The sequence below is a fragment of the Streptomyces sp. NPDC048696 genome, from assembly GCF_043198895.1.
Taxonomy (GTDB): Bacteria; Actinomycetota; Actinomycetes; order Streptomycetales; family Streptomycetaceae; genus Streptomyces.
In genome coordinates this window covers 406,383-422,672 of record NZ_JBICVJ010000005.1, presented here as the reverse complement: position 1 = coordinate 422,672, position 16,290 = coordinate 406,383, and the positions used below count along the sequence as shown (strand labels likewise).

At 68.9% G+C, this 16,290-nt stretch carries 17 protein-coding genes; 12 read left to right on the top strand and 5 right to left on the bottom strand.

The window, feature by feature from the left end:
• Window positions 1–383 precede the first annotated feature (383 nt).
• Complete coding sequence (locus tag ACGFRG_RS13420) at window positions 384–2,804, top strand: immune inhibitor A domain-containing protein (protein ID WP_393263642.1); 2,421 nt, start codon at window positions 384–386, stop codon at window positions 2,802–2,804.
• Window positions 2,805–2,926: 122 nt separating this feature from the next.
• On the top strand, window positions 2,927–3,232 hold the full coding sequence (locus tag ACGFRG_RS13415) for a hypothetical protein (RefSeq protein ID WP_188278300.1): 306 nt from the start codon (window positions 2,927–2,929) through the stop codon (window positions 3,230–3,232).
• A gap of 116 nt (window positions 3,233–3,348) precedes the next feature.
• Here the strand turns inward: ACGFRG_RS13415 and ACGFRG_RS13410 are convergent, their stop codons facing one another.
• Window positions 3,349–3,936, bottom strand: a complete 588-nt coding sequence (locus ACGFRG_RS13410) for an isochorismatase family protein (protein ID WP_361427718.1) — start codon at window positions 3,934–3,936, stop codon at window positions 3,349–3,351.
• A gap of 131 nt (window positions 3,937–4,067) precedes the next feature.
• Complete coding sequence (locus tag ACGFRG_RS13405; RefSeq protein ID WP_393263639.1) at window positions 4,068–5,396, bottom strand: nicotinate phosphoribosyltransferase; 1,329 nt, start codon at window positions 5,394–5,396, stop codon at window positions 4,068–4,070.
• Between the two features lie 88 nt (window positions 5,397–5,484).
• On the opposite strand from ACGFRG_RS13405, the gene clpS reads away from it, so the two are divergent.
• From clpS to ACGFRG_RS13370, 7 genes are all read left to right on the top strand, one after another.
• Window positions 5,485–5,790 carry an ATP-dependent Clp protease adapter ClpS gene (gene clpS / locus ACGFRG_RS13400; protein ID WP_188278297.1) on the top strand — a complete coding sequence of 102 codons (306 nt, stop codon included), beginning with the start codon at window positions 5,485–5,487 and terminating at the stop codon, window positions 5,788–5,790.
• The gene (locus tag ACGFRG_RS13395; RefSeq protein ID WP_393263637.1) at window positions 5,790–6,371 is read left to right on the top strand and encodes a DUF2017 domain-containing protein; all 582 of its coding nucleotides are present in this window, start codon (window positions 5,790–5,792) and stop codon (window positions 6,369–6,371) included. The genes clpS and ACGFRG_RS13395 overlap by 1 nt, the downstream gene beginning before the upstream one ends.
• A gap of 342 nt (window positions 6,372–6,713) precedes the next feature.
• Window positions 6,714–8,168, top strand: coding sequence for an amino acid permease (locus tag ACGFRG_RS13390; protein WP_361427728.1), 1,455 nt, complete (start codon window positions 6,714–6,716; stop codon window positions 8,166–8,168).
• Window positions 8,169–8,245: 77 nt separating this feature from the next.
• On the top strand, window positions 8,246–8,668 hold the full coding sequence (locus tag ACGFRG_RS13385) for a M67 family metallopeptidase (protein WP_361427731.1): 423 nt from the start codon (window positions 8,246–8,248) through the stop codon (window positions 8,666–8,668).
• A 115-nt stretch (window positions 8,669–8,783) separates the two neighbouring features.
• Window positions 8,784–8,900 carry a putative leader peptide gene (locus tag ACGFRG_RS13380; protein ID WP_361427734.1) on the top strand — a complete coding sequence of 39 codons (117 nt, stop codon included), beginning with the start codon at window positions 8,784–8,786 and terminating at the stop codon, window positions 8,898–8,900.
• Window positions 8,901–9,027: 127 nt separating this feature from the next.
• A complete protein-coding gene (locus ACGFRG_RS13375) occupies window positions 9,028–9,306 on the top strand; it encodes a MoaD/ThiS family protein (RefSeq protein ID WP_361427737.1) in 279 nt (92 codons plus the stop codon).
• Between the two features lie 14 nt (window positions 9,307–9,320).
• Entirely contained in the window at window positions 9,321–10,271 is a 951-nt protein-coding gene (locus ACGFRG_RS13370; RefSeq protein ID WP_361427740.1) for a cysteine synthase, read from the top strand.
• A gap of 147 nt (window positions 10,272–10,418) precedes the next feature.
• Here ACGFRG_RS13370 and ACGFRG_RS13365 read toward each other — a convergent pair whose 3' ends face one another.
• On the bottom strand, window positions 10,419–10,892 hold the full coding sequence (locus ACGFRG_RS13365) for a type II toxin-antitoxin system PemK/MazF family toxin (protein ID WP_361427743.1): 474 nt from the start codon (window positions 10,890–10,892) through the stop codon (window positions 10,419–10,421).
• Window positions 10,893–11,092: 200 nt separating this feature from the next.
• Between ACGFRG_RS13365 and ACGFRG_RS13360 the strand changes: the two genes are divergently transcribed.
• Window positions 11,093–11,845 (top strand): MBL fold metallo-hydrolase, encoded by a 753-nt coding sequence (locus ACGFRG_RS13360; protein WP_361427746.1) that lies wholly within the window; start codon window positions 11,093–11,095, stop codon window positions 11,843–11,845.
• Window positions 11,846–11,909: 64 nt separating this feature from the next.
• Here ACGFRG_RS13360 and ACGFRG_RS13355 read toward each other — a convergent pair whose 3' ends face one another.
• Together ACGFRG_RS13355 and ACGFRG_RS13350 are read right to left on the bottom strand one after the other, a co-directional pair.
• The gene (locus ACGFRG_RS13355; protein WP_361427749.1) at window positions 11,910–13,172 is read right to left on the bottom strand and encodes a PTS transporter subunit EIIC; all 1,263 of its coding nucleotides are present in this window, start codon (window positions 13,170–13,172) and stop codon (window positions 11,910–11,912) included.
• A 341-nt stretch (window positions 13,173–13,513) separates the two neighbouring features.
• Window positions 13,514–14,812 (bottom strand): PTS transporter subunit EIIC, encoded by a 1,299-nt coding sequence (locus ACGFRG_RS13350; protein WP_361427752.1) that lies wholly within the window; start codon window positions 14,810–14,812, stop codon window positions 13,514–13,516.
• A 246-nt stretch (window positions 14,813–15,058) separates the two neighbouring features.
• Here ACGFRG_RS13350 and ACGFRG_RS13345 point away from each other — a divergent pair, with 246 nt between their 5' ends.
• Both ACGFRG_RS13345 and rph read left to right on the top strand, forming a co-directional pair.
• On the top strand, window positions 15,059–15,292 hold the full coding sequence (locus ACGFRG_RS13345; protein WP_018517946.1) for a glucose PTS transporter subunit EIIB: 234 nt from the start codon (window positions 15,059–15,061) through the stop codon (window positions 15,290–15,292).
• 258 nt (window positions 15,293–15,550) lie between these two features.
• A complete protein-coding gene (gene rph / locus ACGFRG_RS13340) occupies window positions 15,551–16,288 on the top strand; it encodes a ribonuclease PH (protein ID WP_361427755.1) in 738 nt (245 codons plus the stop codon).
• The last annotated feature ends 2 nt before the right edge of the window (window positions 16,289–16,290 follow it).

The window sequence follows — 16,290 nt, the reverse complement described above, 5'->3', positions numbered from 1 at the left end:
GGAAGGCATCGGATGGGGCGGGTCTCTCGACCGGGCAACCGGATCGCACTGTCAAGCGACTCTACGACGGTGCTTGCCCTGACGGAACCGTTGGTAAGCGTGACCTAACCCACGGTGCCGGTGCACAGGGGGCGCACGGAGTCATTCACCCGGTCCGACTGGCGGGACAGGCGCACCCGTTGCCCGGGTTGGGTAGCACATCGGAAGCATCCGGATACCGGAACTCCCCGTCTGCATAATGTAATTACCCAAGACAAGTCAAGATCTGTCTTTTCTTTGGCAACTCCGGTCCAATGTCGTCACTTGAGACGCGTGCCGCGCACCGGAGACCTGACCCCTCACCCCCGGTCCGTGCTTGCGGCCGCGGGGGAGGACATCATCAAGTGACCAGCAACAAGGCGGCGCTCAGAGCTGCCGCCGTACTCGTGGCCATAGCCACGACCGGCGCCATAGGCTCGGCGTTCGCCACCGCCCAGGCCGACTCGAAGGCTCCGGCCGCCAAGGCCCCGGTGGCCGTGCAGCGCCAGGACCCGGGTGCCCCTGCCGTGAAGCACATCGACAACGTGCCGGGCCCGTTCACCGCGCAGCGCGAGCAGCAGCGCGAGGTGGCCCTGGAGAAGGCCATCTCGGGCGAGAAGAAGGTCCAGCAGCGCGGCGCCTCCAAGGTCGTCCAGCTCGACGACAAGAAGTACGTGGAGCTCGCCCGGGAGAAGACCGACAAGATCTTCACGATCCTGGTGGACTTCGGCGACCAGGTCGACAACACCACGATGTACGACCCGGACGGCCCCGGCCCCAAGCCGCCCGTCGTCAAGTACGGCGGCACCCCCGGCCCGGCGCACAACACGATCGCCCAGCCGGACCGCGCCAAGGACAACTCCACGGCCTGGCAGAAGGACTACAGCCGGGAGCACTTCCAGGACCTGTACTTCGGCACCGGCAAGAACGCCGACGGCACCGAGAAGCACTCGCTGAAGACGTACTACGAGAAGACGTCCTCGGGGCGTTACTCCGTCGACGGCCAGGTCACCGACTGGGTCCGGGTCCCGTGGAACGAGGCCCGCTACGGCTCGAACTACTGCGGCCAGTCCAACTGCTCCAACGTGATGGACCTGGTCCGCGACGGCGTCAACGCCTGGGTCGCCGACCAGAAGGCCAAGGGCCAGACCGCCGAGCAGATCAAGGCGACGCTGTCCCAGTACGACCAGTGGGACCGCAACGACTACAACAACAACGGCAACTTCAACGAGCCCGACGGCTACATCGACCACTTCCAGATCGTCCACGCGGGCGAGGACGAGTCGGCCGGCGGCGGCGCGCAGAAGACCGACGCCCTGTGGGCGCACCGCGGGTACGCCTACGGCACGGACGCGGGCAAGACCGGCCCGGCGAACAACAAGGCCGGCGGTACGCAGATCGGTGACACCGGCATCTGGGTCGGCGACTACACGATGCAGCCGGAGAACGGCGGCCTCGGCGTCTTCGCCCACGAGTACGGCCACGACCTCGGTCTGCCGGACCTCTACGACACCACCAACACCGCTGAGAACTCGGTCGGTTTCTGGTCCCTGATGTCGGCCGGCTCCTGGCTCGGCGCGGGCAAGGACTCGATCGGCGACCTGCCGGGCGACATGACCGCCTGGGACAAGCTCCAGCTCGGCTGGCTCGACTACGCCAAGGCCAAGGCCGCGACGAACTCGACGGTCAAGCTCGGCGTCTCGGAGTACAACACCGACAACAAGCAGGCGCTCGTCGTCGAGCTGCCGCAGAAGCCCGTCACCACCTCTGTCGTGAAGCCCGCCGAGGGCACGAAGCAGTGGTGGAGCGGCATGGGTGACAACCTCAACAACACCCTGACCCGCTCGGTCGACCTGACCGGCAAGTCCAAGGCGTCCCTGGACCTTTCGGCCTGGTGGGACATCGAGAAGGACTACGACTTCGCGTACGCCGAGGCCTCCACGGACGGCGGCGCCACCTGGACCGCGCTCGACGGCACCGCCGACGGTCAGCCGATCACCCGTGACGGCAGCGACAAGCCGGCCCTGACCGATGCCTCGGGCACGTACAAGAAGCTCTCGTACCCGCTGGACGCCTACGCGGGCAAGAAGATCGACATCCGGTTCCGCTACCAGACGGACGGCGGCGCGGGCGGCAAGGGCTTCACGGCCGACGCCATCTCCGTGACGGCGGACGGCACCGTGCTCTTCACCGACGGCGCCGAGGGCGGCGACAACGGCTGGACCTCGAAGAACTTCACGCGCATCGGCGAGTCGTTCACCAAGGACTACCCGCAGTACTACATCGCCGAGAACCGCCAGTACGTGTCGTCCGACACGACGCTGAAGACCGGCCCGTACAACTTCGGCTTCGCGAAGTCCCGCCCGAGCTGGGTCGAGCACTACGCGTACCAGCCCGGTCTGGTCATGTGGCTCTGGGACCTGTCCCAGAAGGACAACAACGTCTCGGCCCACCCGGGCCACGGCCAGATCCTGCCGATCGACGCCCACGCCAAGCCGCTGAAGTGGGCCGACGGCACGCTCATGCGCAACAAGATCACGCCGTTCGACGCGGCCTTCAGCTGGTACCCGACGCAGGCGCTCACCCTGCACAAGGCGGACGTGGCGACCACGGTCCGCTCGCAGCCGGGCGTGCCGATGTTCGACGACCACCGGGGCACCTACTGGTACCAGGAGAACCCCACGGGAAGCGTGCAGGTTCCTGACACCAACACCCGGATCACGATCGTCCAGCAGCCCAAGGACGGTTCGACGATCACCGTGAAGGTTGGTCCGTCGACCAAGTAGTTTTAAAAACCGCAGGTCAAACCATGATCGGCCGTCGCCCTCTAGCGGGCGGCGGCCGATCGTGTTTAGGTGCGTCTTACCAGTCCTTATTGACACGACGTCTCACGGGGGAGCGGTACGCCATGCCTGGCGGAGGTTTCAGCAAGCTGCCGAACGGCAGCGTCATCGTCGCGCTCACTTTGCCGTCCCCGGCCGGGGACGGCCGCAAGGTGCGCGTGCTCGTCCACGCGGCCAACCGGGCCCGCGCCCTGACCAGGCTGCGGAACCTGGGGCTGCGCGCGGTCTACCTGCGCGGCAACACCGAGCCACCGACCCCGGACGAGATCACAGCCGTGCTCCACCACCCGGACGGCCTACTGTGGCGCACGGCCCCCCAGGACGAGGCGGACGAGCTCTGGCACCCGATACGAGCGCTACTGAGGCCGTAGGGGGCTGCGCCGTGAGGGCTGCGCCTTGAGGGGCGCCCGCAGGGCGCATTCAGGGGCGCGGGGAACTGCGCGACCAGCCCAGCACGGTCCGCAGCCAAAGGCACAGCCACAACGCGTCAGCAGACCGGCTTCCCGGACAGCTCCGCACCAGCGGCCCGCATCTCCTCGATGGCCCGAGAAGTCGTATCCTCGGCGACCCCGGCGGTCAGATCGAGCAGGACATGCGTCGCAAACCCCTCCCGCACCGCGTCCAGCGCCGTCGCCCGCACGCAGTGATCCGTGGCGATCCCGACCACATCCACCTCGGTCACCGACCGCGCCCGCAGCCAGTCCGCCAGCGGCACCCCGTTCTCGTCGCGCCCCTCGAACCCGCTGTACGCGGCCGCGTACGCGCCCTTGTCGAAGACCGCGTCGATCGCCCCGCAGGCGACGGCCGGGGCGAAGTTGGGGTGGAAGCCCACGCCCTCCGTCCCGGCCACGCAGTGCGCGGGCCAGGAGTCGACGTAGTCCGGGTGCGCCGAGAAGTGGCCGCCCGGGGAGACGTGGTGATCGCGGGTGGCCACCACATGGCGGTAGACGGACCCGGCCGCCTGGCCGATCAGGTCGGTGACGGCGGCGGCCACGTCGGAGCCACCGGTGACCGCGAGGCTGCCGCCCTCGCAGAAGTCGTTCTGAACATCTACGACGATCAACGCGCGGTGCATGTCGGCTGTCCTTCGGTCAAGGTGGCTGTTCTACGAGCGTAGAGACTCCGCCCCCGGTACGGCAGGGGGCAATTGGGGTGCAAAGGCCCGAGTGCACGACCGCACCCGTACCCGCACCCGCACTCGTATCCTCACGCGTACTCCGTGGGAAGCACCGGCTCCCCGCGCGAGAGCTGGATCGCGGACATCGGCAGCGCGGCGCGCGCCGCGATGTGCCGCTCGCGGGCGGCGTCCAGCGGCTCCCGGGCCACTACTTCGCCGCCCTTGACCAGCTCGACCAGCAGCTGCCGGTCGGCCAGCCCGTCCGGGACCGGCCCGGTGCCGACGACCTCGGCCTCGGCGACCCCGTCCGCGTCGGCCCGCCGCGCGGCCCACTTGCGGCCGCCGATCGACGTCTTGCCGCCGCTCGACTTCTTCGCCACCGGCACCAGCGGGGCCTTGGGGTCCGCGCTCTGCGCGCGGGCGACCAGCTTGTAGACCATGGAGCAGGTGGGGTGCCCGCTGCCGGTGACGAGCTGGGTGCCGACTCCGTACGCGTCGACGGGCGCGGCCGCGAGCGAGGCGATGGCGTACTCGTCCAGGTCGGAGGTGACCACGATCTTCGTCTTGGTGGCGCCCAGCTCGTCGAGCTGCTGGCGCACCCGGTGGGCGACGAGCAGCAGGTCGCCGGAGTCGATCCGGACCGCGCCGAGCTCGGGACCGGTGATGTCGACGGCGGTACGGACCGCCTCGGCCACGTCGTAGGTGTCCACCAGGAGGGTCGTGCCCCGCCCCAGCGAGTCCACCTGGGCCCGGAAGGCGTCCCGCTCGCTGTCGTGCAGCAGGGTGAAGGCGTGCGCACTGGTGCCGACGGTCGGGATGCCGTAGCGGAACCCGGCCGCCAGGTCCGAGGTGGTGGCGAAGCCGCCCACGTACGCGGCCCGGGCGGAGGCCACCGCGGCCAGCTCGTGGGTGCGCCGGGCGCCCATCTCGATCAGCGGGCGGCCGGCCGCGGCGGCCGACATCCGGGACGCCGCGGCGGCGATCGCCGAGTCGTGGTTGAGGATGGAGAGGATCACGGTCTCAAGCAGCACGCACTCGGCGAACGACCCCTCGACCCGCAGGATCGGCGAGCCCGGGAAGTAGACCTCGCCCTCGGGGTAGCCCCAGATGTCGCCGGAGAAGCGGTAGGAGGCGAGCCATTCGAGGGTGGGCTCGTCGACGATGCCGCGCTCGCGCAGGAAGCCGAGCACGGCGGCGTCGAAGCGGAAGTTCTCGACGGCGTCCAGGACCCGCCCGGTGCCCGCGACCACGCCGTAGCGGCGCCCGTCCGGCAGCCGCCGGGTGAAGACCTCGAAGACGGAGCGCCGGTCGGCGGTACCGCCGCGCAGTGCCGCCTGGAGCATCGTCAGCTCGTACTGGTCCGTGAAGAGCGCGGTCGACGGCACGTCCACCGGCAACCCGAGGTCCGCAGTGTTCATGGGCGGGATGTTACTCCTTTAACGTCAGAGTGACGATTTCGGGGACCCGTTTGTGCGACTGCGACTTCGAGGTGGCAGCATTAGGTAAGTGAGTGTGGCTCCTGTAGAGATCGAACGGCCCGAGTCGGCGGAGGAGACCTTCGCCGTCCCCGAACCCGATGTGCCCTGGGTGACGCTCGTCCACAACGACCCGGTCAATCTCATGAGCTACGTGCAGTACGTCTTCCAGTCGTACTTCGGCTATCCCAAGGACAAGGCCCGCAAGCTGATGCTCGACGTGCACCACAAGGGCAGGGCCGTGGTCTCCAGCGGCAGCCGCGAGGAGATGGAACGCGACGTGCAGGCCATGCACGGCTACGGGCTGTGGGCGACGCTCACGCAGGACCGCAACTAATGGCCGGCCTCTTCGAAAAGCTCCCGGGCGGCGGCGCGGCCGTCGCGCTGGACGAGGTCGAGATCGCCATCCTGCGCTCCCTGTCCGTACAGCTCCTGGAGCTCATCGGCCCCGGCGACGAACCGATGGAGGGCGAGGACCCGCTGGCCGCGCTCTTCGCCGAGGGTCCCAGCGAACCGCCCGCCGACCCGGCGCTCGCCCGGCTCTTCCCGGACGCGTACGACAGCGGTGAGAGCGATGAACTGCGGGAGTCGGCCGCCGAGTTCAGACGGTTCACCGAGAAGGACCTGCGCGCCCGCAAGCGCGACGACGCCCTCGCGGTCGTGCGCGCCCTGGACTCGCTGACGCCCAAGGGGGACGGCGGCGCGGTCCTCAAGCTCTCCGCCGACGACTCGAAGCGCTGGCTGGGCGCGCTCAACGATCTGCGCCTCACGATCGGCACGCGCCTTGAGGTCACCGACGAGGACGAGGGCGGCGAGCTCTACCGGCTGCCGGACGAGGACCCGCGCAAGCCGATGGTCATGGCGTACCTCTGGCTCGGCGGCCTCCAGGAGACGCTCGTCGAGACGCTGATGGCCTGATCGCCCACTCGGGGTATGGCCGACGGCGGCTGTTTCCCCGCTGTTCGCTCAGCGGACGCTCAAATCCGCATAACGATCCGATTACCGCAACGGCATATTTTGCTGGCGGATGTTCACCTTTGTCCGGTTCTTCCTGTGGTGTGCGCCACAACCCCCTCTGTGGATCACCGGTAAAGCCGTGATAAATCTTCACGACCACCCAGGGACGCCACCCATGTCCCCGGGGGCGCTTCGACCGGCTGATCGCCGGTGGCACTCCATCCACATCCGGGGGGATCAGGACCTGATCCGCGGCTTCGACGACCGAAGCGGGCGGGTCAGCATGGAGAAAGGCGCACCACCATGACCTCAGTGCAGGTCGACAAGCAGGACGACCGCTCCGGCAATGAGGCCGTGGGGACCGCCCACGGCGCCGACGAGGGCGAGGGATACCAGCGGGGCCTCGGCGCCCGCCAGATCCAGATGATCGCGATCGGCGGAGCGATCGGCACCGGGCTCTTCCTCGGCGCGGGCAAGGCCATCTCGAAGGCCGGCCCCAGCCTGATCCTGGCCTATGCGATCGCGGGCCTGGTCATCTTCTTCATCATGCGCGCGCTCGGCGAGCTGCTGATGTACCGCCCGGTCTCGGGCTCCTTCTCGGAGTACGCCCGTGAGTTCGTGGGCCCGTTCTGGGGTTACGTCACCGGCTGGACGTACTGGCTCTTCTGGGTCGTCACCGGCATCACCGAGGTCACCGCGGCCGCGCAGTACATGGCCTTCTGGACGCACAACGACGTCCCGCAGTGGCTGTACGCGCTGGTCTTCACGCTCATCCTGTACGCCGTGAACCTCATCTCCGTGAAGCTCTTCGGCGAGCTGGAGTTCTGGTTCTCGATGGTCAAGGTCACGGCCATCGTCGGCATGATCCTGATCTGCGCCGGCATCCTCACCGTCGGCTTCTCGGACGCCGCGGACACCGCCACCGTCTCCAACCTCTGGAACGACGGCGGCTTCTTCCCCAAGGGCATCGGCGGCACGCTGATGACCCTGCAGATCGTGATGTTCGCCTTCCTCGCCGTCGAGCTGGTCGGTGTGACCGCGGGCGAGTCCAAGGACCCCGAGAAGACGCTCCCCAAGGCCATCAACACCGTGCCGTGGCGTATCGCCGTCTTCTACATCGGCGCCCTGATCATGATCCTCTCGGTCGTCCCGTGGCACGAGTTCAAGCCGGGCGTGAGCCCCTTCGTCGCGGCCTTCGAGAAGATGGGCCTCGGCGTCGGCGCCGCGATCGTCAACTTCGTCGTCCTGACGGCCGCCCTGTCCTCCTGCAACTCGGGCATGTACTCCACCGGCCGTATGCTGCGCGACCTCGCGCTCAACGGCCAGGGCCCGAAGTTCTTCACCAAGCTCACCAAGAGCGGCACCCCGCTGGTCGGCACCACGGTCTCGGCCGCGCTGATGCTGGTCGGCGTCTGGATCAACTACAAGGCGCCGGGCAAGGCGTTCGACTACGTCGTCTCCTTCGCCACCATCTCCGGCATGTGGGCCTGGATCATGATCCTGGTCTGCCAGATCCGCTACCGCGCCAAGGCCGACCGCGGCGAGCTGCCCCAGTCCACCTTCCGGGCCCCGGGCGCCCCGTACACCAGCTGGTTCGCGCTGCTGTTCATCTTCATGGTGATCGTGATGATGGGCATCGACAAGGACTCCCGGGTCTCGCTGTACTGCGCCCCGCTGTGGGGCCTGATCCTGGGCGTCTCGTATCTGGTACTCAAGGCGCGCAACCCCGACAACAAGGCGTTCGCCAAGCGCTCGTAACCGGTCGCTTCTCAGCATTCGGGCCGTTCCGTACCAAGCCTCGGTACGGGACGGCCCGTCTGTTTATCCTTGCGCTCATGCTGACCCTCACCCAGGCGCTGTACGACCGGATCGTCGCGCACGCCCGCGCCGACCACCCCGACGAGGCGTGCGGTGTGGTCGCCGGCCCGGCCGGCGGCGACCGCCCCGAGCGTTTCATCCCGATGCTCAACGCGGCCCGCTCGCCCACGTTCTACGAGTTCGACTCGCAGGACCTGCTGAAGCTCTACCGCGAGATGGACGACCGCGACGAGGAGCCGGTGATCGTCTACCACTCCCACACGGCGACCGAGGCGTACCCGTCCCGTACGGACGTGACGTACGCGAACGAGCCCGGCGCGCACTACGTCCTGGTCTCCACGGCGGACACGGACGGCGCGGGCGACTTCCAGTTCCGCTCGTACCGGATCGTGGACGGTGTGATCACCGAGGAAGAGGTGAAGGTGGTGGCGGCGTACTGACGGGGGGCGGGCGGGGGAGGGGCGGGGTGCCGACCCGCTCACATCCTGAGCGGAAGCCGTCCGCCAGCTGAGATCACATTCCGGGAAGCGGACCGGGAATCGATACGATGACCGCATGGTTCCCCACGACGTGAGCGAAGAGAAGCCGAGCAGCCCGCTGCTCGTGGCGCGCCTGCACGTCGACCTGTGCCGCCTGGCGAGCGCGATGTGTCCGCGCCCGCCCGCGGCCTGAGCCGCGGCCGCACCCGTACCACCCGTACGCCCGCACTTCCGCAGCACCCGCGCCGCCCGCGTGACTCTTGCCTTCCTTTCCCTTCCGTTCCCTCCTCTTACGACCTCTCCCGACAGGAGCCCACGCCATGGCCATCGAGGTCCGCATCCCGACCATCCTCCGCACCTACACCGACGGCGCCAAGGCGGTCGAAGGCAGCGGGGCGACCCTCGCCGAGCTCTTCGCCGACCTGGAGACGCGCCACCAGGGCATCCAGGAGCGGATCGTCGAATCCGGCGAGCTGCGCCGTTTCGTGAACGTCTACCTCAACGACGAGGACGTCCGCTTCCTGGCGGGCATCTCCACCGAGCTGTCCGACGGCGACAGCGTCACGATCCTGCCGGCCGTGGCCGGCGGCATGGTCTGAGGCCGAACGCCGCCATGCGCTACGACTCCGCGCTCGCCGCCGTCGGCAACACGCCGCTGGTCCTGCTGCCCCGGCTCTCCCCGTCGGACGACGTCCGTATCTGGGCCAAGCTGGAGGACCGCAACCCGACCGGCTCGGTCAAGGACCGCCCCGCGCTCCATATGATCGAACAGGCCGAGAAGGCGGGCCGGTTGACGCCCGGCTGCACCATCCTGGAGCCGACCAGCGGCAACACGGGCATCTCGCTGGCGATGGCGGCGAAACTGAAGGGCTACCGCATGGTCTGCGTGATGCCCGAGAACACCTCCCAGGAGCGCCGCGACCTGCTGAAGATGTGGGGCGCGCAGATCATCCCGTCGCCCGCGGCGGGCGGGTCCAACACGGCGGTACGGGTGGCCAAGGAGCTGGCGGCCGAGAACCCGTCGTGGGTGATGCTCTACCAGTACGGCAACCCCGACAACGCGGGCGCGCACTACGCGACGACGGGCCCGGAGATCCTGGCCGACCTCCCCTCGATCACCCACTTCGTGGCGGGCCTCGGGACGACGGGCACGCTGATGGGCGTGGGCCGGTACCTGCGCGAGCACGTGCCCGGCGTCCAGATCGTCGCGGCGGAGCCCCGCTACGACGACCTGGTCTACGGCCTGCGCAACCTCGACGAGGGCTTCGTCCCCGAGCTGTACGACGCGTCGGTCCTGACCAGCCGCTTCTCGGTCGGCTCGGCCGACGCGGTGACCCGCACCCGGGAACTCCTGCGTGAGGAGGGCATCTTCGCGGGCGTCTCCACGGGCGCGGCCCTGCACGCGGCGATCGGCGTGGGCAGGAAGGCCCTGAAGGCGGGCACCCCGGCGGACATCGCCTTCGTGGTCGCGGACGGCGGCTGGAAGTATCTGTCGACGGGCGTCTACACGGCGGAAACGACGGAGGAAGCGATCGCGACGCTACAGGGCCAACTCTGGGCGTAGCCCCTTCCGGGGGCGCGGATTGCGCCTGCGGCCCGGTGCCGGCGACCAGCCCCCACCGGGCCGCAGACGAACGGGTTCCGGGGCGAAGCCCCGAGAGGGGTCCGGGGCGGAGCCCCGTGGCGGGCCGCAGGCCCCGGGCACCACACCTCAGCCCGCCAGGTACCGCACCTGGTCCCACACCACCGGATCCACCACCCCCACCCGCCGCCGGAACTCCCCCACCCAGACATCCCGCAGCTCATCCGTCTCCAGAAAGCTCGGCCGCCCCTGCGCATCCCCGACCGTGCCCGGCGGCAGCGGAATCACCCCCGCCTGCTCCTCGTGGAACTTGCTGGTGATCTTCGCGACGAGCGCACGGTCACCCCGTACGGACAGCACGAGACAGGGCCGGTCCTTCGACCCGGGCCCGTCCTCGTACGGAACGTCCGCCCACCAGATCTCCCCCGGCAGGGGAGAGCGCGCCCGGCGCGGCCCGGGGCGCCCCGGCGGCCGCAACCGCCCCCCGGGCCGAGAAGGCCGCGGCCGCGGCCGCGCCCGCGAGCGCCCCCGCCCGTCCACCACGGCGGCCCCCAGCGCGACCACCACGACGGCGATCACCGCGAGCCACCAAGACGTGTCCATACCGCAGACGTTACCGGCGCCCACCCCACCGCGCGCGCCCCGCCCACACACCGCCCGAACCGGTGACAGCGCAGGTGAGTTCCCCCACAACGGCCCGCCACTGAGGAGCGACCGGGAGCGTGGCGCCTTACGCTCGACGGACCGCACGACCTCCCGCCGCCCTCCTCGTCCCCCTTGCCGCTCCCGGAGGTTCACGCTCCATGAAGCTCACCGTCGTCGGCTGCTCCGGGTCGTTCCCGTCCGCGGAATCGGCCTGTTCGAGCTACCTCGTCGAGGCCGACGGCTTCCGGCTGCTCCTCGACATGGGCAACGGCGCCCTCGGTGAGCTGCAGCGCCACATCGGTCTCTACGACCTCGACGCGATCTTCCTCAGCCACCTCCACGCCGACCACTGCATCGACATGTGCGGCTACTTCGTGGCCCGCTACTACCGCCACGAGGGCGGCCGCTGCGCCCCCCTGCCGGTGTACGCGCCGGAGGGCGCCGAGCAGCGACTGACCACGGCGTACGCCGACACGCCCTCCGCCTCCTCCATGAGCGAGGTGTTCGACTTCCACACGCTGAAGTCCGGCTCGTTCGACATCGGCCCGTTCGCGGTCCGCACGGAACGGGTCTGCCACCCCGTCGAGGCGTACGGCATCCGCATCGAGCACGGCGGCGCCTCCCTCACGTACTCCGGCGACACCGGCGTCTGCGAGGCGCTGCACGAGCTGGCCGACGGCACCGACCTCTTCCTCTGCGAGGCGTCCTTCACGCACGGCAAGGAGGACATCCCGGCCCTGCACCTCAACGGCCGCGAGGCCGGCGAACACGCCGCCCGCGCCGGGGCGGGCCGCCTGGTCCTGACCCACATCCCGCCGTGGACGGACGGCGACGTCAACCTGGCGGACGCCCGTGGGGCGTACGACGGGCCGGTGGAGCTCGCGGTGCCGGGCGCGGTGTACGAGCTGTAGGCATGCGGAAGGCCCCCGGAATCGCGTTCGATTCCGGGGGCCTTTCCCGTAACACCTGGACGGCTTACGCCTTCGTCAGGTCCTCGACCTCTTCCTCGGGCTCACGGCCCGGGGTGGTGAGGTTGAACTTGATGATCGCGAAGCGGAACACGAAGTAGTAGATCGCCGCGAAGACCAGACCGATCGGGATGATCATCCATGGCTTGGTCGCCAGGTTCCAGTTCAGTACGTAGTCGATCGCACCGGCGGAGAAGCTGAAGCCGTGGTGCACGCCCAGCGCCCAGGTGACGGCCATGGAGACGGCGGTCAGGATCGCGTGGATCACGTACAGGACCGGCGCGATGAACATGAACGCGAACTCGATCGGCTCGGTGATGCCGGTGACGAACGAGGTCAGCGCGAGCGAGATCATCATGCCGCCGACGGCCTTGCGGCGCTCGGGGCGGGCGCAGTGCGTGATCGCCAGGGCGGCGGCCGGCAGCGCGAACATCATGATCGGGAAGAAGCCCGACATGAACTGGCCGGCGGTCGGGTCGCCGTGGAAGAAGCGCGGCAGGTCGCCGTGCCACATGGCACCGCTGGAGTCCTTGAAGTCGCCGATCTCCTGCCAGGCGACCGTGTTCACGAACTGGTGCATACCGATCGGCAGCAGCGCGCGGTTGACGACACCGAAGATGCCCGCGCCGACGGCGCCGAGGCCGGTCATCCACTCGCCGAAGTTCGTGATGACGTGGCCGATCGGCTCCCAGACCAGGCCGAACAGCACACCCATGGCGGTGCCGACGAAGGCCATGAGGATCGGGACCAGGCGGCGGCCGTTGAAGAAGCCGAGCCAGTCGACCAGCTTGGTGCGGTGGTACCGCTGCCAGATGACGGCGGCCAGCAGACCCATGATGATGCCGCCGAAGACCTTGGGGTCGTTGTACGTCGCGGGGACGTCGACACCCTTGTTGGCGGTGGTGTTCACGACGGCGTCGGTCACCGGGAACGCGGTGAGCACGTTCTTGTAGACCAGGAAGCCGACCAGGGCCGCGAGCGCGGTCGAGCCGTCGGCCTTCTTGGCGAAGCCGATCGCGATGCCGACGCAGAAGAGCAGCGGCAGGTTGGAGAAGACGGCGTCACCGGCGGTCGCGAAGACCGTGGCGACCTTGCCCCAGCCGAGGCCGTCCTTGCCGAAGACATCGTCCTGACCGAGGCGGAGCAGAATGCCCGCGGCCGGCAGCACGGCGATCGGCAGCTGCAGGCTCCGACCGACCTTCTGCAGACCCTGGAACAGGCCGGCACCCCGCTTCTTCGCGGGCGCCGCCTTGGCGGTTGCCGTACTCATCAACTTCCTCCAGTAGGCAAGGCGCCGCCCGGGGGACATGGACATACGGGGGGACGGCGGCGTCTCAGGGGGGAACGCGGTCAAGCCCGCGTGGTCTACACCATTGAGTGGTGTAGACCAGTTGTAGCACGGTGAGGGTTAGATAAGGAACCTGCAATTTTTGTGGGGTGGGCCATACATTCCGGCAAGCCGGACAAAGGCCCCGGACCGCAGGGTCCAAGGCCTTTGTTTAAGGGCTCTTCGGTTATGCCGCCGTTATTGCGGCGCGACGCCGTCGTTATGAAGTGACCTTGTGTATTCGTACGTACAGCGATGCGTATCGGGGCCGGTCCGGTGCGGGCTCACGCCTTCGTGACGTCCCGTTCCATCTCCTCTTCCAGCTCCTCCGGCTCACGGCCGGGCGTCGGGAGATCGAACTTGATGATCGCGAATCGGAAGAGCGCGTAGTAGACGACGGCGAAGCACAGACCGATCGGAATGATCAGCCACGGCTTGGTCGCCAGATTCCAGTTGATGACGTAGTCGATCAGACCGGCCGAGAAACTGAAGCCGTCCTTCACGCCGAGCGCCCAGGTCACCGCCATCGAGACACCCGTGAGCACGGCGTGGATCGCGTACAGCAGCGGGGCGATGAACAGGAACGAGTACTCGATCGGCTCGGTGATACCGGTGACGAGCGAGGTCAGGCCGACCGACAGCATCAGGCCCGCGACCTGCTTGCGGCGGTGCGGCCTGGCGCAGTGCGCGATGGCGAGCGCCGCGCCCGGCAGCGCGAACATCATGATCGGGAAGAAGCCGGTGGTGAACTGGCCCGCGTTCGGGTCGCCCGCCAGGAACATGCTGATGTCGCCGTGCACCACGGTCCCGTCCGGCTTGGTGTAGCTGCCGAACTGGAACCAGATGGGCACGTTCAGGAACTGGTGCAGACCGATGACGAGCAATGCGCGGTTGGCGACGCCGAAGATGCCCGAGCCCACGGCGCCGCGACCCCGCAGCCAGTCGCTGAAGTGCTCCAGGCCGTCGCCGATCGGCGGCCAGACCCACAGGCAGAGCGCGGCGAAGCCGATCGCCACGAACGACATGATGATCGGGACGAGCCGGCGGCCGTTGAAGAAGCCGAGCCAGTCGACCAGCTTGACCCGGTGGTAGCGCTGCCAGAACCAGGCGGCGAGCAGGCCCATGACGATGCCGCCGAAGACCCCCGGGTTCTGGTACGTGAAGGGCGCCACGGTGCCGTCGTTCGCCTGGCACCCGGCCGCGATCACCTTCGCCCCGGCGAGGCAGTCCTTGGGGAACTGGTGCAGCACGTTGTAGTAGACGAGGAATCCGGCCACGGCGGCGAGCGCGGTGGAGCCGTCCGCCTTCTTGGCCATGCCGATCGCGACGCCGATGCAGAACAGCAGCGGCAGGCCGATGTTGGCGTCGAGCAGCGCGCCGCCCGCGCCCGCCATGACCTTGGCGACATCGGTCCAGCCGAGGCCGTCCTTGCCGAACACGTCCGGCTGGCCGAGGCGGTTGAGGATGCCGGCGGCGGGCAGCACGGCGATCGGCAACTGGAGGCTGCGGCCCATCTTCTGGAGGTTCTGGAAGGCGCCGTTCCACCACTTCGGCCGGTCCACTGTCGCGCTCTGCGCGCTCATCGGCGACCCTCCGTCCCGTCCGTCCCGCCGGAACAAGCCAGTTCCGGGATGCGTTGCGTACTGGTGTAGACCAGTTGCGGTATCGTCCGGAGCCTGGCCGCACGGGCGCGGTACCGGTGATCGTCATCCTTGGCCAGGGTGCGGGGGCTCGCTCGCGTAACTGGGCCAAACGTGCGTTACGGTGACAAAGCGGAAGTACCTGCGGTGCGCCGCCACAACGGTCTTTGAAAGAACTGGGAGACAGACATGGCCAGCAAGGCTGAGAAGATCGTCGCCGGGCTCGGCGGTATCGAGAACATCGAAGAGGTCGAGGGCTGCATCACCCGCCTGCGCACCGAGGTCATCGACCCGAGCAAGGTCGACGAGGCCGCGCTGAAGGCCGCGGGCGCGCACGGCGTCGTCAAGATGGGCACCGCGATCCAGGTCGTGATCGGCACGGACGCGGACCCGATCGCGGCGGACATCGAAGACATGATGTGAGCGACGCGAGTCGTTGAGAGGGGCCTTTCCCGACCAGGGAGGGGCCCTTTTCGTCTGCGGACCGCAGGTGGCTGCTCGCGCAGTTCCCCGCAGGGGCGCATCTAGGGGCGCGGGGAACTGCGCGACCAGCCCGGCACGGTCCGCAGACAAAAGAGGCCCGGGGCGAAGCCCCCGGGAACGGGGCATGGGGCGAAGCCCCGGAGGGGGGCCGGGGGGCACGCCCCCAGGAGCGAGACGCCCACGAGCTACGCTCGGGGCATGTCTCGTATCGACGGCCGCACTCCCGAACAGCTCCGCCCCGTAACCATCGAACGCGGATGGAGCAAGCACGCCGAGGGCTCCGTCCTCATCTCCTTCGGCGACACGAAGGTCTTCTGCACCGCCTCCGTCACGGAGGGCGTCCCCCGCTGGCGCAAGGGCAGCGGCGAGGGCTGGGTCACCGCCGAGTACTCGATGCTGCCGCGCTCCACCAACACCCGCGGCGACCGCGAGTCCGTACGCGGCAAGATCGGCGGCCGTACGCACGAGATCTCCCGCCTCATCGGCCGCTCGCTGCGCGCCGTCATCGACTACAAGGCCCTCGGCGAGAACACCATCGTCCTGGACTGCGACGTCCTCCAGGCCGACGGCGGCACCCGCACCGCCGCGATCACCGGCGCGTACGTGGCGCTCGCCGACGCGGTGACCTGGGCCCAGGCCAAGAAGCTGGTCAAGGCGAACCGCCAGCCGCTGACCGGCACGGTGAGCGCGGTCTCCGTGGGCATCGTCGACGGCGCCCCGCTCCTCGACCTCTGCTACGAGGAGGACGTGCGCGCCGAGACCGACATGAACGTCGTCTGCACCGGCGACGGCCGCTTCGTCGAGGTCCAGGGCACGGCCGAGGCCGAGCCGTTCGACCGCAAGGAGCTCAACGCGCTGCTCGACCTCGCGACCGGCGGCTGCGCCGACCTGGCCGCGCTCCAGGTCGAGGCGCTGGGCCGCACGCTCGGCGAGTAACG